17 protein-coding genes are annotated in these 20,051 nt (G+C 73.8%); 9 read left to right on the top strand and 8 right to left on the bottom strand.

What is annotated here, in order from left to right; genetic code table 11:
• Positions 1–86 precede the first annotated feature (86 nt).
• Entirely contained in the window at positions 87–1,241 is a 1,155-nt protein-coding gene (locus tag IE326_RS25350; protein WP_190043103.1) for a DUF8017 domain-containing protein, read from the bottom strand.
• A gap of 120 nt (positions 1,242–1,361) precedes the next feature.
• Here IE326_RS25350 and IE326_RS25345 point away from each other — a divergent pair, with 120 nt between their 5' ends.
• Positions 1,362–1,823 carry a DUF4442 domain-containing protein gene (locus IE326_RS25345; RefSeq protein ID WP_150227110.1) on the top strand — a complete coding sequence of 154 codons (462 nt, stop codon included), beginning with the start codon at positions 1,362–1,364 and terminating at the stop codon, positions 1,821–1,823.
• Positions 1,824–2,074: 251 nt separating this feature from the next.
• Positions 2,075–2,734, top strand: a complete 660-nt coding sequence (locus IE326_RS25340; protein WP_150227109.1) for a DedA family protein — start codon at positions 2,075–2,077, stop codon at positions 2,732–2,734.
• 181 nt (positions 2,735–2,915) lie between these two features.
• Here the strand turns inward: IE326_RS25340 and IE326_RS25335 are convergent, their stop codons facing one another.
• Positions 2,916–3,443, bottom strand: coding sequence for a gamma carbonic anhydrase family protein (locus IE326_RS25335; protein ID WP_190043102.1), 528 nt, complete (start codon positions 3,441–3,443; stop codon positions 2,916–2,918).
• Between the two features lie 148 nt (positions 3,444–3,591).
• Here IE326_RS25335 and IE326_RS25330 point away from each other — a divergent pair, with 148 nt between their 5' ends.
• Positions 3,592–4,479, top strand: a complete 888-nt coding sequence (locus IE326_RS25330; RefSeq protein WP_229915612.1) for an acyltransferase — start codon at positions 3,592–3,594, stop codon at positions 4,477–4,479.
• A 127-nt stretch (positions 4,480–4,606) separates the two neighbouring features.
• Here the strand turns inward: IE326_RS25330 and IE326_RS25325 are convergent, their stop codons facing one another.
• Positions 4,607–5,470 (bottom strand): DMT family transporter, encoded by an 864-nt coding sequence (locus tag IE326_RS25325; protein WP_150227106.1) that lies wholly within the window; start codon positions 5,468–5,470, stop codon positions 4,607–4,609.
• A 115-nt stretch (positions 5,471–5,585) separates the two neighbouring features.
• Between IE326_RS25325 and IE326_RS25320 the strand changes: the two genes are divergently transcribed.
• Both IE326_RS25320 and IE326_RS25315 read left to right on the top strand, forming a co-directional pair.
• Positions 5,586–6,158 (top strand): helix-turn-helix domain-containing protein, encoded by a 573-nt coding sequence (locus IE326_RS25320; protein WP_150227105.1) that lies wholly within the window; start codon positions 5,586–5,588, stop codon positions 6,156–6,158.
• Positions 6,159–6,355: 197 nt separating this feature from the next.
• On the top strand, positions 6,356–6,919 hold the full coding sequence (locus IE326_RS25315) for a YbaK/EbsC family protein (protein ID WP_190043101.1): 564 nt from the start codon (positions 6,356–6,358) through the stop codon (positions 6,917–6,919).
• Between the two features lie 120 nt (positions 6,920–7,039).
• Here IE326_RS25315 and IE326_RS25310 read toward each other — a convergent pair whose 3' ends face one another.
• The 3 genes from IE326_RS25310 to IE326_RS25300 all read right to left on the bottom strand — a co-directional run bounded on the left by IE326_RS25310 (position 7,040) and on the right by IE326_RS25300 (position 10,994).
• Complete coding sequence (locus IE326_RS25310) at positions 7,040–7,480, bottom strand: CoA-binding protein (RefSeq protein ID WP_150227103.1); 441 nt, start codon at positions 7,478–7,480, stop codon at positions 7,040–7,042.
• Between the two features lie 124 nt (positions 7,481–7,604).
• Positions 7,605–9,314 (bottom strand): carboxylesterase/lipase family protein, encoded by a 1,710-nt coding sequence (locus IE326_RS25305; RefSeq protein WP_373310287.1) that lies wholly within the window; start codon positions 9,312–9,314, stop codon positions 7,605–7,607.
• A 189-nt stretch (positions 9,315–9,503) separates the two neighbouring features.
• A complete protein-coding gene (locus tag IE326_RS25300; protein ID WP_190043099.1) occupies positions 9,504–10,994 on the bottom strand; it encodes a long-chain-fatty-acid--CoA ligase in 1,491 nt (496 codons plus the stop codon).
• A 186-nt stretch (positions 10,995–11,180) separates the two neighbouring features.
• On the opposite strand from IE326_RS25300, the gene IE326_RS25295 reads away from it, so the two are divergent.
• The 4 genes from IE326_RS25295 (at position 11,181) to IE326_RS25280 (ending at position 17,812) form a co-directional block, all read left to right on the top strand.
• Positions 11,181–12,695 carry a PucR family transcriptional regulator gene (locus tag IE326_RS25295; protein ID WP_229915610.1) on the top strand — a complete coding sequence of 505 codons (1,515 nt, stop codon included), beginning with the start codon at positions 11,181–11,183 and terminating at the stop codon, positions 12,693–12,695.
• 9 nt (positions 12,696–12,704) lie between these two features.
• The gene (locus IE326_RS25290) at positions 12,705–13,331 is read left to right on the top strand and encodes a YigZ family protein (RefSeq protein WP_190043098.1); all 627 of its coding nucleotides are present in this window, start codon (positions 12,705–12,707) and stop codon (positions 13,329–13,331) included.
• A 261-nt stretch (positions 13,332–13,592) separates the two neighbouring features.
• Complete coding sequence (locus IE326_RS25285) at positions 13,593–14,768, top strand: exonuclease SbcCD subunit D (RefSeq protein WP_190043097.1); 1,176 nt, start codon at positions 13,593–13,595, stop codon at positions 14,766–14,768.
• On the top strand, positions 14,765–17,812 hold the full coding sequence (locus IE326_RS25280; protein WP_190043096.1) for an AAA family ATPase: 3,048 nt from the start codon (positions 14,765–14,767) through the stop codon (positions 17,810–17,812). Before IE326_RS25285 ends, IE326_RS25280 begins: the two co-directional genes overlap by 4 nt.
• Here the strand turns inward: IE326_RS25280 and IE326_RS25275 are convergent.
• Entirely contained in the window at positions 17,802–18,248 is a 447-nt protein-coding gene (locus tag IE326_RS25275; RefSeq protein WP_150227097.1) for an Lrp/AsnC family transcriptional regulator, read from the bottom strand. The two genes, IE326_RS25280 and IE326_RS25275, sit on opposite strands and share 11 nt — an antisense overlap.
• A 69-nt stretch (positions 18,249–18,317) precedes the next feature.
• Positions 18,318–20,027 (bottom strand): DUF885 domain-containing protein, encoded by a 1,710-nt coding sequence (locus IE326_RS25270; protein WP_373310257.1) that lies wholly within the window; start codon positions 20,025–20,027, stop codon positions 18,318–18,320.
• Positions 20,028–20,051 lie beyond the last annotated feature (24 nt).

The following is a 20,051-nucleotide window of genomic DNA, read 5'->3' as shown; positions in this document are numbered from 1 at the left end:
CGGGGGAGAGGAGAAGCGGGGGAAGGCGGGAAGCGGGGAAGAGGTCAGGACTCGGAAGTCAGGACTCAGAAGTCATGACTTGGGCGTCAGGACTTGGGCGTGAGCCGGACCGTGGAGAGGATCTTCTTGATCGTGGCGTCCGGCAGCTCGTCCTTCACCCCGTCGACCGCGTAGAGCACGAAGGACGCGTAGTCGTTCTCGCCGTTGAGGAAGGTGAAGGCGACCGACTTGCCGTCGGTGTCGCACTTGTTGCGCTTCTTCACGTTCGGGGCGGTGGCCGTGGCCATGCTGCCCTTGAGCCCGGACGCCGTGGTGTACGGGACGGCCTTGGTGACCTTGATGGTGCTGCGCGGCATGTGCTGGGCGAACGCGCCCCACACCCACACGCCCGCCAGGCCCTCCGCCTCCGGCCCGGCCTCCTTCGCGCCCCGGTTGCCCTTGGAGCCCGCGCCGGCGAGGCCCGTGGTCTCCTGGCGGCCGTCCTTGTTGGAGTCGACGGAGCACCACTTGCTCTTGAGGTCGGCGGGGCCCGACATCACGACGAGCGGCATGCCGTCGTCCCGCTTGGCGTCCTCGAACCCCACCTGCATGGTGGGCTTCTGGACCTCCCACTCCGGCGGCACGTCGAAGAGGGTGCCGTGCGCGGGGTTGTGGACGACCTTCCAGCCCGGGATCGTCGGCTGGAAGGCCGTCGTGCCGTCGCGCGGGTTGTCGATCTCGGTGGTGGGCGGCGCGGAGGGCTCGGCGGACCCCGTCGTGGACGCGTCGGTGCCCGGGGCCGTGGAGCTCGCACCCGTGGTCGGCTTGTCGGCGACCTGCTTCTCGTCGTCCTTGTCCAGGAGGAGGATGCCGGTCACGCTCGCGGCGATGACCACGGCGGTGGCGGCCACGATCGCGATGAGCTGCGTCCGCTTCTTGTCTCCGCCCCCGCCGGGACCCTGCGGCGGCGCGGGCACCTGGTACTGCGGCACGGTCGGCTGCTGGTACGGGTTCGGCTGGGCGTACCCCTGCTGCGGATGGCCCTGCGGGTACCCCTGCTGCGGATATCCCGGCTGGGCCTGTCCCGGCTGCTGGGGCCATCCGCCCTGCTGGGGCGGGCCCGGCGGCACGGCCGGATGCTGCCCCGGCACGGTCGGCTGCTGGTACGGGTTCGGCTGCTGGTACCCCGGCTGCTGGTACGGGTTCTGGTTCTGGTCCTGCGGGTTCTGCTCGCCCCCGGGCGGCTGCTGTCCTGGCCACATGGCCCGTAACGATAGAGGGGCGGGCACGGGCGGGCCATGGCCGGGGCCGGGCGCCGGGGCCGTGCGGGGCTCGGGGGAGGGTATGGCCAAGCTATCTACTCGCGGGTAACATCACGGCGCATGAGCGCAGACCAGAAGTCCGTCGGCGAGATGCTCGCCGCCACGGTCCCCATGGCCGGAACCCTCAACCTGGAGTTCCTGGAGACCACCGCCGAGCGCGCCGTCGTGCGCCTGCCCGACCAGCCCGCCTACCACAACCACGTGGGCGGCCCGCACGCCGGCGCCATGTTCACCCTCGCCGAGTCCGCCAGCGGCGCCATCGTGCTCGCGGCCTTCGGCGACCAGCTCGGCCGCGCCGTGCCGCTCGCCGTCAACGCCGAGATCGCGTACAAGAAGCTCGCCATGGGCGTCGTCACCGCCACCGCGACCCTCGGCCGCCCCGTCGCCGACGTCGTCGCCGAGCTCGACGCCGGAGAGCGCCCCGAGTTCCCGGTCCGCATCGACATCACCCGCGAGGACGGCGCCGTCACCGGCGAGATGACCGTCCTGTGGACCCTGCGGCCCAACAACTCCGGCAAGTGACCCCCGGGCCGCCAGGAGCCGGCCCGTCCGACGGCCGCGGACCCCGCACGGGTCCGCGGCCGTCCCGCTGCCCGGGAGCGGCCGGTGACGGGCGGCGGGCGAGGGGCCGCGAGGCGTTCGGTGCGGGGACCGGCGGGGTTCGGCGGGCGTTCGGGCCGCCGGGGTAGGCTTCCCCGGCGCGCCCGACGCGGGGCGCGCCACCGCAGCGGCCCGGGACCTGGGCCGCGCCGGTCCGACGGGAGGAACCCGCGTTGCACGTCCAGGAATGGCTGGAGACGATCCCGGCCGTCGCCATCTACGCGCTGGTGGGGGTGGTGATCGGACTGGAGAGCCTCGGCATCCCGCTCCCCGGCGAGATCGTCCTCGTCAGCTCGGCCCTGCTCGCCTCGCAGCACGGCGACATCAACCCGTACGTGCTCGGCACCTGCGCCACCGTCGGCGCGATCGTCGGCGACTCGATCGGGTACGCCATCGGCCGCAGGGGCGGCCGCCCGCTGCTCGCCTGGCTCGGCGGCAAGTTCCCCGGGCACTTCAGCGAGGCGAACATCGCGCTCGCCGAACGCTCCTTCCAGAAGTGGGGCATGTGGGCGGTCTTCTTCGGCCGCTTCATCGCCCTCCTGCGGATCTTCGCGGGGCCGCTCGCGGGCGTCCTGAAGATGCCGTACTGGAAGTTCCTCATCGCCAACGTCCTCGGTGGCATCCTCTGGGCGGGCGGGACCACCGCCGTCATCTACTCGGTCGGCATCGTCGCCGAGGCGTGGCTGAAGCGGTTCTCCTGGCTGGGCCTGGTGCTCGCCGTCCTCGTCGGCGTCGCCTCGATGCTCATCATCAAGAACCGCGCCAAGAAGGCTGCCGCCGCCTCCGCGGAGCAGCGCCCCGAGGCGCCCCTGGAAGCGGCCACCGCGGACTGAGCGCTTCCGTTCCCCGTCACGCGCGCGTGCCCGTACGGAACGAAACGAGAGGGCGGCCCCCGGAAGAGATCCCGGGAGCCGCCCTCGTCGCGTACGGGGGTCTTGCGCGGCCGGCGTGCGGCTGTGGTGTACGGGGCCCTGCGGTGGCAGGCGTACGGCTTTCGCGTACGGGGTCCTGCCGTCAGTCGGCGTACGCCTCCGCGTGCCCCTTGGCCAGGTGGAGGTACATCTCGGCGTTCAGCCGGATGCCCGCGCGCTCCTCCTCCGTCAGTGGCCGGCGCACCTTCGCGGGGACGCCCGCGACCAGCGAGCCGGGCGGGACCTCCATGCCCTGCGGCACCAGCGCCTGCGCCGCGACGAGCGAGCCCGCCCCGATCCGGGCGCCGTTCAGCACGGTCGCGCCCATGCCGACGAGCACGTCGTCCTCGATGACGCAGCCGTGCACCGTCGCGTTGTGGCCGACCGTCACCCGGTCGCCGATCGAGACGGGGAAGCCCGGGTCGACGTGGACGGTGCAGTTGTCCTGGATGTTGGAGTCCTCGCCGACGGTGATGGGACCGCAGTCGGCGCGCAGCACCGCGTGGTACCAGACGCTGGTGCGCGCCCCGAGCGTCACCTCGCCGAGCACGACCGAGGTCGGGGCCGTGAACGCGGTCGGGTCGACGCTCGGCTCCTTGCCGCCGACGGCCTTGATCAACGCCTCTGCCATGGGGTCACTCCTGAGGGTCCGTACGGCCCGTGCGGCCGTGGGGGTGTCGCGCCTTCCGGTTGTCTGCCCGCACCCTATGCCGAGCCCATGACGGACATCACAAGGGACCGCACTGATCAGGTCCGACACCGCCGACTACGGTGTCGGTGTGCCCAAAAACGGAAACACGTTCTCATCCTTCGCCGCCTGGCGGCGCCGGGCCGTCGCCCACGCCCTCCAGGGCGGCTGGCGCTGGGCGCAGCAGGCGGGCGCGGTGACCGCGGAGCACCCCGGACGCCTCCGGTTCCGTCGCCTCGGCGCGGGCACCCGGCTTGCTTTCCCGCAGGGCACGGTCTTCGGCGAGCGGTGGATCGAGATCGGCGAGTGCTGCATCATCGCCGAGCAGGTCACCCTGACCGCCGGCATGCTCCCCGGCCTCGACCTCGGCACCGAGACGGTGCTCACCCTGGGCAACGGCGTCGTGCTCGGCCGCGGCAGCCACGTCATCGCAGACACGACGATCACCATCGGCTCGGACACGTACTGCGGGCCGTACGTCTACATCACCTCGACCAACCACAGTTACGACGACCCGCACGAGCCCATCGGCCGCCAGTGGCCCCGCTCCGAGCCGGTCTCGATCGGCCCCGGCTGCTGGCTGGGCACGGGGGCGGTGATCCTGCCGGGCGCGCGGATCGGCCGCAACGTCGTGGTGGCGGCCGGCGCGGTGGTACGCGGCGAGGTGCCCGACCACTCGGTGGTGGCGGGCGCTCCCGCCAGGGTCGTACGCCGCTGGGACCCGGAACAGGGGTGGCAGCCGCCCCTGCGCACCCCGGCCCCCAAACCGATCCCCGAGAACGTCACGCCCGAGCAACTGGCGGCCCTGGCGGTCTGGGAACTCGAACAGGCGGCGGCGGAGTCGGAGGAGGTCGCGGAGAAGACGGCGCAGGCGGCGCAAGCCGTGGAGGCGGGGAAGGCGGCGGAAGCGGTAGAGGCGGTGAAGGTGGCGGAAGCAGTGGAGTCCGCCGAGGCGGCCGTCGGGACGTCAACCTCCTGAGCGCCGTCACCCTTCACCGGATCGCGGCCGCTTCGGCCGCTGCCGCGTGTGGTCGTGCGCGGCGGCGCGCCGGTCGTCGCCCGTAACCGCCGACCTCAAGTCCCTGCCCCCGGCCGTTTGTCTTCCGTCAGCCGCCCGCGATCAGCGCCGTGCCGACGAGCGCGAGCCCCGCCCCGGCCGCCTGGATCGTGCGCAGCCGTTCCCTGAGGACCCCGAAGGCGGCGAGCGCGGTCACGACCGGGTAGAGGCTGGCGAGCACCGCGGCCAAGAGCATCGGGCCACGCTGCGCGGCCAGCGCGTACGTGCCGTTCGCCGCGACGTCGGCGAGGCCCACGAAGGCGAGGGCGGGCAGCGCGTCGCGGATCACCCGGAACCCCTCCTCCGGCAGCGCGCGCCCGCCGCGCCGGACGGAGAGGAGCAGCGCGCCGCCGCCGACGGCGACGTTGGTGACGCGCTGCACGAACAGTGCGAGGAACAGCCCGGTGACGGTCGTCGACGCCTCCGCGATGAGGGCCATGACCGCGCCGAACCCGAAGGCGGCGAACAGGGTGAGGAAGATCGCCTGTCGCTGGACGGGCGCGCCGCGCAGCTCCGGCCCGCCCGCGAGGACGATGCCGACGACCGCCGCGACGATGCCGCCGGCCTGGAGCAGGTTGGGACGGTCGCCGAGCACCAGGCCGACGGTGACGGGGACGACCACGCCGAGCGATCCGAGCGGAGAGACCACGCCCATCGGGCCGAGCGCGAGCGCCTTGTAGAAGGCGAGCATGGCGGCCGGACCGACGACGCCGGCCGCGACGGCGTACCAGAGCTGCGGCCCGGCCTCGGTCCAGGCGGCGGTGGTGAGGACGACCGCGCCGAGGACGAGCACCGCGAGGACCTGCGAGACGACCACGACGGTCAGGGCCGGGATGCGCCGGGTGAGCAGGCCGCCCCCGAAATCGGCGAAACCCCACAAGAGGGCGGTGGCCAGGGCGAACACGGCGGTCATGGATCCTCGCAGGCAGGTGCGGGTGGAGCGGGGCAGTACAGTGCAGTGCACGATCGGGTGCATCTCACCGTAGTGCAGTCTGTTGAACTATGTCATCCAGGATATTGGACGGAATGTGTCGGACCTCGACCAGTTGACCCAGTCGCTCGCCCGCAACCTCAAACGCTGGCGCAACGAGCGGGGCTTCACCCTGGACGCGCTCGCCGCCCGTTCCGGGGTCAGCCGCGGCATGATCATCCAGATCGAGCAGGCCCGGACCAACCCGAGCGTCGGGACCACCGTCAAGCTGGCCGACGCCCTCGGCGTCTCCATCACCACGCTCCTCGACTACGAACAGGGCCCCCACGTCCGGCTCGTCCCGCCGGAGCAGGCCGTCCGCATGTGGTCCACCCCCGCCGGCAGCCACACCACCCTCCTCGTCGGCACCGAGGCCCGCGGCCCCCTCGAACTCTGGTCCTGGTCCCTCGTGCCGGGCGAGGGCAGCGCCTCCGACCCGCACCCGCAGGGCACCACGGAACTCCTCCACGTCGTCGCCGGCGTCCTCACCCTGACCGTCGACGGCGTCGAGCACACCGTCCCCGCCGGGACCTCCGCCGTCTTCGAGGCGTCCGCCCCGCACGAGTACCGCAACGACGGGGAGGAGACGGTGGAGATGACGATGGCCGTCTCGATCCCGCCCGCCCGCTGAAACCCCCGCACGACCGGTAAGCGGCCCTCGCCGCTCCTGCCGCTCCTGCCGCTCCTGCCGCTCCTGCCGCTCCTGCCGCTCCTGCCGCTCCTGCCGCTCCTGCCGGTCCCGCCCGGTCCTGCCGTCCGCCCGGGCGGCGGGCCCGTACGGTGAGACGGCCGACCGCGCGGGGGACGGGAGTCGTTAGCGTGGCGCGCATGCGCGCACCCATCGGAGACTTCGACGACGTCCGCCCCGCCCCCGACTGCCTCGACCTCCTGACCCCGCCCGTAGCCGAGGCCGTCCGCGCCTGGACCGGTCCGGTGCCGGCGGACCAGATCCTGTACGTGGACACCGACCCGGCCATCGCCGACACCGCCGTCTTCGTCGAGCACCACGGCCCCGGCCTCCTCGACGCGTCCGCCAACTGCGTCGTCGTCGCCGGCCGGCGCGGTGAGGCGACGACCCTCGCGGCGTGCCTGGTCAAGTCCGCGAACCGCGTCGACGTCAACGGCGTCGTACGCAAGCACCTCGGGGCCCGCAAGGCGAGCTTCGCCCCGATGGACACCGCGACCGGCGACACCGGCATGGAGTACGGCGGCATCACCCCCGTCGGTCTCCCCGCCGACTGGGCCCTCCTCGTCGACGCCGCCGTCGTCGACACCCCTTGGGTCCTGATCGGCAGCGGCCGTCGCCGAGGCAAGATCATCATGCCGGGCAAGGCATTCGCCCAGCTTCCGAACGCCGTCGTCCTGGAGGGCCTGGGCCTGCCGACGACGTGACAGCCGGCCGGGAACACTTCCCGGCCTGCGCACATCCCACTCCGACCGGCGGCCCGGCCCCGTTCGCGCTGCTCCGGCCGCCGCCCGCCCGGCTCGCACGCCGGGCCCGCCCGTTGGGCGTCAGCCCAGTCGCGGGATCTCGATCGCGGGGCAGCGGTCCATCACCATGTCCAGGCCCGCGTCCGTCGTCCGGGCGTACGCGGCCTCGTCGACGACGCCGAGCTGGAACCAGACCGCCTTGGCTCCGACCTCCCGTGCCTGGTCGGCCACCTCACCGGCCAGGTCACTGTTGACGAAGACGTCCACGACGTCGACGGGGAAGGGGACGTCGGCGAGCGAGGCGTACCCCGGCTCGCCGTGGACGGTCTCCGCCTTCGGGTGGACCGGCACGATCCGCTTGCCGAAGCGCTGGAGAACGGCGGCCACCCCGTACGCGGCGCGTTCCTGGTTGGAGGAGAGGCCCACGATCGCCCAGGTGTCGCCCGTGCTCGTCAGGATCCGCCGGACGGTCTCCTCCTCGGAACGCTCCGTCGCCTCGCTGGTCGTGATGTCGACGCTCATCCCTGATGCCTTCCTTCGTGCCTTCGTCCCGTACGGGGTCTTCCTCCGGTACGAACCCCGCGCACCCCGCGATCCTTCCCGTACAGCACCCCGGCACCAGCCCCCCCAGGACTCGGCGGCCTGATCAGACGTCCCAGGAGCGCCGTTCGTCCTCCCGCGGGGCCAGGACCAGGGACGGCCGCCCCGGGCCGAAGGTCATCACCGGCCGCTCCGCGTCCCACGCCCGCCACCCGGGATCACCCTCCGCCGCGAACGCCACCCACGCCGCGTGCATCGCCGCCGCCAACTCGCGCGGCGCGTCCGGCCCCGTCATCGCCTTCGCCTCCGGCGTGTCCAGGGTGTCGAAGACGAAACCGAGCTCCAGCGCGTGGCAGGCGCCCAACCCCCGCACCGGCGAGGGCCAGCCGAACTCGTACAGGTACGTGCGGCCCGCCGCCCCCGACCGCAGCCGCGCGTCGGCGAGCCGGTTGAGCGGAACCCGCAACAACTTGTCGGTCGCGAGCGCCCCCAGCACCTCGCCGGGCCGGGCCTGCGGCCGGTTCGCCCGATAGACGCGCGCCGTACGGGACGGCACCCCTGTCTTCCACAGCGCCAGCTGCAGCATCAGCGGCGACAGCCGCTCCACGAGCCCGCTCGGCACGAACCAGAGCCGGTACTCCTCCGCCGTCGTCCCCAGCAGCAGGTCGACCTCCGCCCCGTCGGGACCACGCCCCGAGCCCTGCCCCGAACCCCGTCCCTTGGGCAACCGCCCAGAAACGCGTCGACTGGAACCTCTCTCGGCACTCTCAGCGACACCCTCGCCGGCACTCCTGCCGACGCCATCACCGAAGCCCCTCCCGGGGCCACCGCCCAGCAACGCCTCCGCCGGATCGCACGGCAGCACGTCGCCGTCCACCACGATCTGGAACGAGTGCCCGCCCAGCAGCGGCGACCCCTTCGTCGTCACCTCCGTCTGAGCCGTGAGCAGGCGGTCCCGGTCCACCGCCGCGAACGCCTCCGCCGTGGCGGGGACCCCCAACCGCTTCGCCACGGCCTCCGTCGTCCGCCGGGCCCGCTCCAGCGGCAGCGCCATCGGCGCCCCGCTCTGCACCACCGCCCGCCGGAACAGCCCGCGCGCGAGCGGCGAGGCGAGCAGCGCGGCGATCGAGATCGCGCCGGCCGACTCGCCGAACACCGTCACCCGATCCGGATCGCCACCGAACGCCGCGATGTTCTCCCGCACCCACGTGAGCGCGGCGATCTGGTCCCGCAGCCCGAGATTGGCGGGCGCGTCGGGAAAGACCCCGAACCCCTCGATCCCGAGGCGGTAGTTGACGGAGACGAGGACGACGCCGTCGCGCGCGAACGCGGTCCCGTCATACACGGGCACGGCGTTCGAACCGTGGATCAGCGACCCGCCATGGATCCACACCATCACCGGCCGCCCTCCACCGGCCCTGAGGACTGGGCCGCTGCCCAAGCAGGCACCTGGTCCGGCACCCGGTCCGGTGCCCAGTCCGGCATCCGGTCCGACATCCGGTCCGGATGCCGGACCGCTGGGACCCCATGGAGCCCAGACGTTGACATGGAGACAGTCGTCACCCTCGACCGTGGGGTCCGGCAACAGGGCGTCCAACGGCGGCGCGTACGGTCGCTTCGGCGCGGTCGGTCCGAACTCCGCAGCCTCCCGCACCCCTTCCCAGGGCTCCACCGGCTCCGGCCCCCGGAACCTCAGCGGCCCGAACGGCGCCCGCGCGTACGGCACACCGAGGAAGCCGGCCACGCCGCGGGCCACCAACACCCCGCTCACCCTCCCGCAGGCGAGAGCGACCTGAGGAACCCCTACCCCGTACACGGCACCCCGATCTCGATCCCGGCCCCGATGCCGCTCCTGTCCCTGTGCCGTCATGGCGCTGCGTCCTTCCACGTCGAGAGAGAGGAGGGGGTGCCCTCCGACCGGGTCCATGAACCGGGATCCAGGGGCCGGGGTCCAGGGGCCGAGACCCGTGGACCCGAGGCCCATGAATCCGGGGCAGGCCTGGGGTCAGACCCCGGGCGTCAGCAGGGCGCGCTTGAGGACCTTGCCGGTCGGGCCGAGGGGCAGCGCGTCGACGAAGCGGACGACGCGCGGGTACTTGTGGCGGCCGAGCCGTTCCCGCGCCCAGTCGACGAGTTCGTCCTCCGTGACGGGGGAGGCTCCCTCGCGGCGTACCACCACCGCGCACACCTCCTCGCCCTTCGCCTCGTCGGGAACGCCGATCACGGCGACCTCCGACACGGACGGGTGACGGACCAGGACCTCCTCGACCTCGCGCGGGTAGATGTTGAAACCGCCGCGGATCACCAGGTCCTTCTTCCGGTCCACGATCCGCAGGAAACCGTCCTCGTCCCGCGCGCCGAGGTCGCCCGTGCGGAACCAGCCGTCGACGACCGCCGCGGCCGTCGCCTCCGGATCGTCGAGGTAGCCGGCGAAGACGTTGTGCCCCCGCACCACCACCTCGCCGACCTCCCCGTCCGGCAGCAGCCGGACCTCGCCGTCGAGCGCCGCGTCGGCGATCCCGACCTCCACACCCCACACCGGATGCCCCACCGTGCCGGGACGCCTCCCGAGGTGCGGCTGGTTGAACGTCGCCACCGGCGAGGTCTCCGTCAGGCCGTACCCCTCCAGGACCGGAGTCCGGAAGGTCTCCTCGAAGCGCTCCAGGACGGCGACCGGCAGCGCCGCCCCGCCGGAGACCGCCGCCCGCAACGCCTCCGGCCGCCGGTCCGATCCCGCCGCGGCCTCCACCAGTGCGTGGTACATGGTCGGCACGCCCATGAACACCGTCACGCCCTCGTCGGCGAGCACCTCCAACGCCGCCGGGCCGCTGAACCTGGGCATCAGCACAAGCGTGGCGCCCTGACGCAGCGTCCCGTTCATCGCGCACGTCTGACCGTAGCTGTGGAACAGCGGCAGACAGCCCAGGACGACGTCGCCCGCGCCGAGACCGAGCAGGTCCTGCGAAGTCACGGCTGCGTTCATGACGATGTTGAGATGCGTCAGCCGCGCCCCCTTGGGACGGCCCGTGGTGCCGCTGGTGTAGAGGATCACTGCCGTGTCCGACGGCTCGGCCGGCTCCGCCGCGGGCAACCCTTCCGGCGCCGACGGTGCACCCTGGAACGCCCGCACCCCGGCCGCGCGCGCCGCCTCGTCGGCGACCGCCCACAGGGGGCCGCCGCTCACGATCGCGACCGCGCCGCTGTGCTCCAGCACAAAACGGACCTCGTCGGCGACGAGCAGCGCGTGCACCGGCACGACGGTGGCACCGGCGGCGAGCGCCCCGTAGTAGACGCGCAGGAACTCGACGGTGTTCGGCAGCAGCACCGCCACCCGGTCACCCGGCTTCACCCCTGCCTCGCGCAGCCCGGCGGCGCAGCGCAGCGCCGCGTCCCACAGCTCGCGATAGGTGAACCGGCTCGCGCCCTCGACGACGGCGATCCGGTCGGGGAAGTGGCGGGCGGACTCGCCCAGCACGCCGGCGACGCTCAGTGACATGACACGCTCCAGAAACGCGGGGTTGACGGCGGTGTCAACATTCCGTGACACGGCACAGAATCGATCGTGGGAGCACCGCGAGGCCATGTGCAGACGCCCACCATGTACGGTTCCGAGCTGGGCATCGGCCCCTCCGCCGCCACCGGAGCGTGGCATCCGCCAAAGCGCGGCGCTACGGTGCGACCCATGACGCCCAGCCCGCCCGGCGCCCCCGACCCCTCGCCCGTTCCTCCGCCCGGCCTTCCGCGCGATCCGGCACCCGACCTGTCACGGCCCCCGTCGCCCGGCCCGTCGTCCTCGGCGCCGAGACGCCGGGAACCGAGGAGCGTCGCCGGCCCGTCCCGCGAGACCACCTCGCGCGGGGCGCACACCCGGCTGGGATCGGCGGGCGGCTCCGGCGCCCTGCGCCGCTCGCTCGCGACCGCACTGCTCGTCGATCTCGACGGGCTCACCGACCGGGCCGTGGACGACATCCACGCCCACTCCGGCACGTACGCCTCCGGGAATCCCGTCACCCGCGACGACCTGTGGACGATCTGCCGCGACAACCTGCTGCGGGCCCTGGAGGACTTCGGCGGGCTCGCCCCGACCGGCGGCGACTTCGAGGGCGCGGCCCGCGAGACCGGCCGCCGCCGCGCCGAGCAGGGCGTTCCCCTGGACACCGTCCTCCAGGCGTACCGGCGCGGCGGCCGGGTCCTGTGGCAGGGCATGGCCGAGCACCTGCGCACCACCCGGACCGGCCGCGAGGCGGACAGCCGCGACCTGGAACTCGACGTCGCCGGCGCCGTCTGGGAGACCATCGACCGCTACTCGGTCGCGATGGCTGACGCGTACCGCCTCGCCCAGCTGGAACTCCAGAACCGGCAGGACACCCGCCGGACCGCGCTCTTCGAGGCGCTCCTCGACGGCCGGGCCGAAGACCCCGCGGTCGCGGCCGCAGCCGCGACCGCCCTGGGAGTACCGGCCCAGGACCGGTACGTCGTCGTGGTGACCACCCAGGACCCGGCCGCGCCGCCGCACTCCGCGCCCGCTCTGGAGGCCCAGGGGTTGTGGTCGTTCTGGCGCCCGCGCTCGGGACGGTACGCCGGCCTCGTCCGCCTCCCGCACTGCGACCTGCCCGCCGGCCGGATGCCTCCGCCCGGCGAAGGCCCCGACCCGGCGCTGCTCCGCCTCCTCGACGCCCTGCGCGAACGCACCGGCGCCACCGCCGGAATCTCGCCCGAGTTCGAACGCCTCTCCCAGGCCGGTCGCGCCCTCCGCCTGGCCGAGCAGACCCTCCGCACCCTCCCGGCGGGCAGCGGCGAGGCCGCCCTCTTCGACGAACGGCTCAACGAGATCCTGCTCAGCGGACGCCCCGACATCGCCGAGCGGATCGTCACTGTCCACCTCGGCCCGGTCCTCGTCACCGGCGGCGAGCGCGCCGCGCTCCTCACCACCCTCCGCGTCTGGCTCGACCACGGCTGCTCCGCCTCCCGCGCGGCGGAACTCCTCTACTGCCACCGCAACACCGTGCTCAATCGCATCGGTCGCGTCGCCGAGCTGACCGGCCGCTCCAGTGAATCGGGCGAGGCCCGCCTGGGTTGGGCACTTGCCCTGCGAGCCCTCCCGTACGCCGGTCTTCCCGACCCGCCGGGAACCTCTCCGGTCGCGGGCGGTCTGCCCGGCCCCGGTGACGCGGAACGCGACCCGTACGGCACGTAGGCTGGCGGGATGCAGGAGCAGTACCGCACGATGGCCCACGAGGGCGTCCACGAGACCGAGATCAACCGTTCGCGCTTCCTCTGTGCACTCGCACCGGTAGCCGACGAACGCGAGGCCCAGGAGTTCGTGGCCCGGATCCGCCGGGAGCACCCGACGGCCACCCACAACTGCTACGCCTACGTGATCGGCGCCGACGCGTCCGTGCAGAAGGCGAGCGACGACGGCGAACCCGGCGGCACCGCCGGCGTCCCCATGCTCCAGATGCTGCTGCGCCGCGAGATGCGGTACGTCGCCGCCGTCGTCACCCGCTACTACGGCGGCGTGAAGCTCGGTGCGGGCGGCCTCATCCGCGCCTACGGCGGCGTCGTCGGCGAAGCCCTCGACGCGCTCGGCACCATCACGCGGCAGCGCTACCGGCTCGCCACCGTGGTCGTCGACCACCAGCGGGCCGGAAAGCTGGAGAACGACCTCCGGTCCACCGGCCGCGCCGTCCGGGAGGTGCGGTACGCCGACGCCGTCACCATCGAGATCGGCCTCCCCGACACCGACGTGCCCGCCTTCCGGGCCTGGCTCGCCGACGCGACGGCCGGCACGGCCACCCTGGAACTCGGCGGCGAGGCGTACGGCGACGCCTGACCTGCACTCGTCCCTCCGCCCGTCCCGCCCCTCCCGTACCCGCCCGTGCCGGCCCCTCCGCCCACCCGCCTCTTCGCAGGTGTGGCCCCGGCCGCCCCTTCCGCCGGGTTAGCGTGGGGGCGGACGGGAGTGGATCCGGCACAGGGCCAGATCCAAGATCCAAGATCCAATACCCAGGATCCCGAATCCGAGATTTTGGATCCAGGATCCAGAACAACCAGGGGCGAGGAGCAGCACGCGCATGCGGGGTGGGACGACGACGTGAGGTTTCTGCACACCTCGGACTGGCACCTCGGCCGGTCCTTCCATCGCGTCGGCCTCCTCGACGCCCAGGCCGCCTTCCTCGACCACCTCGTCGCCACCGCCCGCGACCGCGAGGTGGACGCCGTCCTCGTCGCCGGCGACGTGTACGACCGCGCGGTGCCCTCGCTGCCCGCCGTCGAACTCTTCGACCGCGCGCTGCACCGCCTCGCCGAAGCGGGCGTGCCCACCGTCATGATCTCCGGCAACCACGACTCCGCCCGCCGCCTCGGCGTCGGCGCCGGACTCCTCGGCCGCGCCGGCATCCACCTCCGTACCGATCCCGCGGGCATCGGAACCCCCGTCGTCCTCACCGACGCGCACGGCGAGGTCGCCCTCTACGGCCTGCCGTACCTGGAGCCGGCGCTCGTCCGCGAGCAGCTCGGGGCCGAGAGGTCCGGCCACGAGGCGGTGCTCGGCGCCGCCATGGACCGTGTCCGCGCGGACCTCGCCACCCGCCCCGCCGGAACCCGTTCCGTCGTCCTCGCGCACGCCTTCGTCGCGGGCGGGGCACCCAGCGACAGCGAGCGCGACATCACCGTCGGCGGCGTCTCCGCCGTCCCCGCCGGCGTGTTCGACGGCGTCGACTACGTGGCCCTCGGCCACCTCCACGGCTCCCAGACCCTCACTCCGCGCGTGCGCTACTCCGGCTCGCCGCTCGCCTACTCCTTCTCCGAGGCCGACCACCGCAAGACCACGTGGCTGATCGACCTCGGCGCCGGCGGCGAGGTCACCGCCGCCGAGCGCGTCGACTGCCCCGTGCCCCGCCCGCTCGCCCGCCTCCGGGGCCACCTCGACGACCTGCTCGCCGACCCGGCGCACGACCGGCACCGGGACGCGTGGATCGAGGCCACCCTCACCGACCCCGTACGGCCCCACGACCCGATGACCCGGCTCCTCGAACGCTTCCCGCACACCCTCAACCTCGTCTTCGAGCCCGAGCGCGCCGACACCGGATCCCTCGCCTCCTACGCCCAGCGGCTCAAGGGCCGCAGCGACCGGCAGATCGCGGAGGACTTCGTGACCCACGTCCGCGCCGGCGGCGGACTCGACCCGGCCGAACGGACCGTGCTGTACGGCGCCTTCGACGACGTCCGCGTCGACGCCGCCACCACCGAGCGCGAGGGGAACCGATGAGGCTGCACCGGCTGGAGATCACCGCCTTCGGACCCTTTGCCACCACCCAGACCATCGACTTCGACGCCCTGTCCGCCGCGGGCCTCTTCCTCCTCCACGGTCCCACCGGTGCCGGCAAGACCTCCGTCCTCGACGCCGTCTGCTTCGCCCTGTACGGGAGCGTGCCCGGCGCCCGCCAGGCCCCCGGGACCACCCTCCGCAGCGACCACGCGCCCGCCGGCACCCCCACCGAGGTCCTGCTCGACCTGACCGCGGGCGGCCGCCGCCTGGAGATCGTCCGCAAGCCCGCCCAACTGCGGCCCAAGAAGCGCGGCGGGGGTTTCACCACCGAGAAGGCGCAGAGCACGCTGCGCGAGTACGACCCCGCCACGCGCGCGTGGACCGGCCTCAGCAAGTCGCACCAGGAGATCGGCGAGGAGATCACCCAGCTCCTCGGCATGAGCCGCGACCAGTTCTGCCAGGTCGTCCTCCTCCCGCAGGGCGACTTCGCCCGCTTCCTGCGCGCCGACGCCGAGGCCCGCGGCAAGCTCCTCGGCCGGCTCTTCGACACGCGCCGCTTCGCCGCCGTCGAGGAACGCCTCGCCGAACTCCGCCGCACCGCCGCCCACCAGGTCGAGGAGGGCGACGCCCGGCTCCTCGCCCTCGCCCACCGCATGGCCCAGGCCGCCGGCGGACTGCCCGCCGCCCGCACCCCCGTCGACGGCCGGCCCGGCGAACCCGGCCTCGCCGACGCGGTCCTCGGCTGGGGCGCCGTCGCCCGCACCGAGGCCCGCGAAGCCGCCGACATCGCCGCCGTACGCCTCGCCGCCGCCGAACAAGCGGAGGCGGAGGCCCGCGCCGCCGCCGCGACCATCCGGGACCTCGCCGCCCGCCAGGCCCGGCACGCCGACGCACTGCGCCGCCGCGAAGCGCTCACCGCCCGGATCCCCGACCGGGACCGTGACCAGGAGGCCCTCGACCGCGCCCTCAAGGCCGACCGGGTCGCCCCCGCCCTCTCCCTGCGCCGCCAGGCCGAACGCGAACACGCTGCGGCGCTCGCCGCCCGCGCCTCCGCCCGCGCGCTCCTTCCCCCCGACCTCGCCGAAGCCCCGGCCGAACAGCTCTTCGCCCTGGAGAACCGGCTCCGCGAGGAGCTCGGTGCCCTCGGCTCCGCACGCCGCGCCGAGAGCCGCGCCGTGGCGATCGCCCAAGAACGGGCCCGCCTCGACCAGGAGGTCCATGCGGACGAGGAGGCCCTCCAGGAGGCCGCCGCCTGGCTCGCCGACTGGGAACCCCGGCGCGCCGCGCTCCAGGAGCGCGTCGACACCGCACAGGACGCCGCCGCCCGCGCCGAACAGCTCGCCGGCCGGCTCGAACCCCTCCGCCTCCGCCTCGACGCCGCCCGCCGCCGCGACGCCCTCGCCCACGGTCTGGCCCGGGCCGAGGAGACGTACGCGACCGCCCGCGAGCGCCGCAACACCGCCCACGAGACCTGGCTCGAGCTCAAGGCCCGCCGCCTGCGCGGCATCGCCGCCGAACTCGCCACCACCCTCACCGACGGCGACCCCTGCCAGGTCTGCGGTTCCACCACCCACCCCGCCCCCACCCCCACCACCGCCGACCACGTCGACAAGGCGGCCGAGGACGCCGCCTACGCCCGCTACACGCAGGCCGACGAGACCAGCCGCGCCGCCGAACGCGACCTCGCCGGCACCCGCGAGGCCCTCGCGGCGGCCCGCGAGGAGGTCCAATCCCTGGCCGCTCCTCTTGGGCAGACGCACAGTCAGCCGACCGTCGCCGAACTCACCGCCGAGACCGGGGAACTGACCCGTCTGCACGCCGAGGCGCACGAAACCGCCGCCCGCACCCACGCGGCCCGCGAGGCGCTGGCCCGCGCCGAGCGCGAGCACGAGGAACGGGTCGCCGCCCAGCGAGAGGCGGAGCGACGCGTCGCCGCCCGTACCTCGCACCGCGAGGCCCTGGAGCGGCAGCAGGCCGAACTCGCCGAGGAAGTGGCCCGGGGCCGCGGCGCGTTCGCCACCGTGGCCGAACACGCCGACCTCCTGGAACGGCGCATCACCCTCCTGGCCGACGCCGCCGGAGCCGTACGCGAGGAGGGGGCCGCCGTCGACCGCCTCAAGAAGGCAGATGCCCAACTCGCCGACGCTGCCTACCAGGCCGGGTTCGCCACCCCCGACGAGGCCGCCGGGGCCCTTCTCGACGCGCACGGACAACAGGCCCGGCGGCACCGCCTCGACCTCTGGCAGGCCGAGGCCGCGGCCGTCGCCGACCGGCTCGCCGAACCCGGCATCGAGGAGGCCGCCGCGCTCCCGCCCGCCGACCCGACCGCCGCCGAGACCGCCCACACGGCCGCGGAGCGGGCGCTGCGGGCCGCCGGCGCCGGGCTCGCCGCCGCCCGCGAGCGCGTCACCGGCCTCGCCGCCCTCGCCCGGCAGGCCGAGAACGAGGTACGGCGCCTGGGCCCGCTGCGTACCGCGCACGACCGGGTGGCACGGCTCGCCGGCCTCGCCGCCGGCACCTCCGCGGAGAACGAGCGCCGGATGCGCCTGGAGTCGTACGTCCTCGCCGCCCGGCTCGAACAGGTCGCCGCGGCCGCCTCCGCCCGCCTCCAGCGGATGTCCTCGGGCCGCTACACCCTCGTCCACTCCGACGCGCGCGCGGGCGCCCGGCGCAGCGGTCTCGGACTGCACGTCGTCGACGCCTGGACCGGCAACGAACGCGACACCGCCACCCTTTCGGGCGGCGAGACCTTCTTCGCCTCGCTCGCCCTCGCCCTCGGACTCGCCGACGTCGTCACCGACGAGGCCGGCGGCGTGCGCCTCGACACCCTCTTCATCGACGAGGGCTTCGGCAGTCTCGACGACCAGACCCTCGACGAGGTCCTCGACGTCCTGGACTCGCTGCGCGAACGGGACCGGAGCGTGGGCATCGTCAGTCACGTCGCCGACCTGCGCCGCCGCATCCCGGCCCAGCTGGAGGTCACCAAGTCCCGCCACGGCTCGGCCGTCCGCCTCCGCGCGGGCGGCGACGGGCTCAGCGGCTGACGGAACGCCGGGGGAGCGGCGAGGAGTAGACGACGCTCGTCGTCACCGAACCGAGCGTGCCGATCTTCCCGGAGACCTCCTCCAGGTGCCGCATGGAACGGGCGGCGACCTTGATCACGAAACAGTCGTCGCCGGTGACGTGGTGTGCTTCCAGCACCTCGGGCGTGACGGCGACCAGGTCGTGGAACGGCTTGTAGTTGCCGGTGGGGTAGCGGAGCCGTACGAAGGCCAGGATGGGCAGCCCCAGCCGCTCGTGGTCCACCACGGCGGCGTACCCCGTGATCACCCCGGCCTCCTCCAGGCGGCGCACCCGCTCGGTCACGGCCGACGGTGACATGGAGACGGTACGGGCGAGCTCGGCGTAGCTGGCCCGGCCCTGGGCCTGGAGGGCGTCGAGGATCCGCCAGTCGGTGGCGTCCGGGGCGTAGTCGTTCATGAGCAGAGCCAACAGGGGTTTCCCCGGCGGATCAAGCCGTCCGCCGGGGAAACCCCTCGTCGTGCGAGGTCAGAGCCGGGAGATCTCGTCCACGAGATCGTCCAGGCCGAGCGGTCCCTGGCTCAGGGCGGCCATGTGCCAGCGCTTCGCGTCGAAGGCGTCACCGTATGCCTCGCGGGCCCGCTCGCGGCCGAGCAGCCACGCGCGCTCGCCCAGCTTGTAGCCGATGGCCTGCCCCGGCATCGACAGATAACGCGTCAGCTCGCTCTCCACGAACGCCGGCGGCCGACTGCTGTGCCGCTGGAAGAACTCCTGGGCCAGGTCCGGCGTCCACCGCTCGCCCGGGTGGAACGGCGAGTCCGCCGGGATCTCCAGTCCCAGATGCATGCCGATGTCCACGATCACCCGGCAGGCCCGCATCATCTGCGCGTCCAGGTAACCGAGCCGGCGCTCCGCGTCGGGCAGGAAGCCGAGCTCGTCCATCAGCCGCTCCGCGTACAGCGCCCAGCCCTCGGCATTGGCGCTGACCATGCCGATGGTGGCCTGGTAGCGGGAGAGGCTGTCGGCGACGTGCACCCACTGCGCGATCTGGAGGTGGTGCCCGGGCACGCCCTCGTGGTACCAGGTCGACACCAGGTCGTAGACGGGGAACCGGGTCTGCCCGTCGACCGGCAGCCAGGTGCGGCCGGGACGCGAGAAGTCCTCGGAGGGACCCGTGTAGTACGGGGCGGCGGCCCCGCCCGCGGGCGCGATGTGCGACTCCACCTTCCGCACTCGCTCGGCGAGTTCGAAGTGGGTGCCGTCCAGCGCGTCGATCGCCTCGTCCATCAGCTGCTGCAGCCAGGCACGGACCTCGTCGACGCCCTCGATGTGGGTGCCGTGCTCGTCGAGGTGGGCGAGCGCCGCCCACGGGTCGGAGCCGGGGAGGATCCGGTCGGCCTCGGTGCGCATCTCGCCGAGGAGCCGGTGGTACTCGGACCAGCCGTAGGCGTACGCCTGGTCGAGGTCGAGGTCGGTGCCGTTGAAGTAGCGGCTCCAGCGCTGGTAGCGCGCCCGGCCCACGGTGTCGGGGGCGTCGGCGACGGCGGGGACGTACACGTCGCGCATCCAGTCCCGCAGCACGGCGAGCGCATCGCTCGCCCCGGCGGCGGCCTCGGCGAGTTCGTCGCGCAGCTCCTCGGGCAGCGTGTCGGGACGGGAGCCGGCGTACTGCTCGAACCAGCCCTTCCCGTCCCCGCCCCCCGCCCAGTCGGTGAGCTGTCCGACGAAGGTGGCGGTGGCGCGCGGCCCACCGAAGAGCTTGCGCTCCAGGCCGAGCGCGAGCGAGGCCCGGTACCCCTCCAGCGCGGCCGGAACGGCCCGCAGCCGCTGCGCGATCGCCGCCCAGTCGTCCTCGGTGTCGGTGGGCATCACGGTGAAGACGATCCGGATGCTGTGCACCGGCGAACGCATGTTGCTCACCGCACACAGTCCCTCGTCGGCGTCGTGCACGGCCAGCTCGGCCGTGAGCCGCTCCCGGAGCAGGCGGGCGCAGCGCCGCTCGGCGTCGCTGTCCGCGCCCGGGGTCCGCTCGGCCTCGTCGAGCAGGGCGAGGGTCCGGCGGGCGAGCCCGGCCACGGCCTCCTGGCCCTCGGGGGAGAAGTCGGGAAGGCGGCCGGCGCTCTCCCGAACTCCCAGGTGGGTGCCGGTGATCGGGTCGAGGGCGATGAGGTCGTCGACGTAGGCGTCGGCGACCTGACGGGGCAGGTTGCTGCGGGAACTCTCTGGCATGTGTCTCATCCTGATGCCTCCGTCGGCCTCCCG

Source organism: Streptomyces filamentosus (assembly GCF_014654895.1).
Classification (GTDB): Bacteria; Actinomycetota; Actinomycetes; order Streptomycetales; family Streptomycetaceae; genus Streptomyces; species Streptomyces filamentosus.
This window is presented reverse-complemented; position numbering and strand designations above follow the sequence as displayed.

Coding starts and splice junctions, on each gene's coding strand:
- IE326_RS25350 (WP_190043103.1), bottom strand. CDS start 1,241: ATGTGGCCAGGACAGCAGCCGCCCGGGGGCGAGCAGAACCCGCAGGAC.
- IE326_RS25345 (WP_150227110.1), top strand. CDS start 1,362: ATGAGCGCAGACCAGAAGTCCGTCGGCGAGATGCTCGCCGCCACGGTC.
- IE326_RS25335 (WP_190043102.1), bottom strand. CDS start 3,443: ATGGCAGAGGCGTTGATCAAGGCCGTCGGCGGCAAGGAGCCGAGCGTC.
- IE326_RS25325 (WP_150227106.1), bottom strand. CDS start 5,470: ATGACCGCCGTGTTCGCCCTGGCCACCGCCCTCTTGTGGGGTTTCGCC.
- IE326_RS25315 (WP_190043101.1), top strand. CDS start 6,356: ATGCGCGCACCCATCGGAGACTTCGACGACGTCCGCCCCGCCCCCGAC.
- IE326_RS25310 (WP_150227103.1), bottom strand. CDS start 7,480: ATGAGCGTCGACATCACGACCAGCGAGGCGACGGAGCGTTCCGAGGAG.
- IE326_RS25300 (WP_190043099.1), bottom strand. CDS start 10,994: ATGTCACTGAGCGTCGCCGGCGTGCTGGGCGAGTCCGCCCGCCACTTC.
- IE326_RS25295 (WP_229915610.1), top strand. CDS start 11,181: ATGACGCCCAGCCCGCCCGGCGCCCCCGACCCCTCGCCCGTTCCTCCG.
- IE326_RS25290 (WP_190043098.1), top strand. CDS start 12,705: ATGCAGGAGCAGTACCGCACGATGGCCCACGAGGGCGTCCACGAGACC.
- IE326_RS25280 (WP_190043096.1), top strand. CDS start 14,765: ATGAGGCTGCACCGGCTGGAGATCACCGCCTTCGGACCCTTTGCCACC.
- IE326_RS25275 (WP_150227097.1), bottom strand. CDS start 18,248: ATGAACGACTACGCCCCGGACGCCACCGACTGGCGGATCCTCGACGCC.
- IE326_RS25270 (WP_373310257.1), bottom strand. CDS start 20,027: ATGAGACACATGCCAGAGAGTTCCCGCAGCAACCTGCCCCGTCAGGTC.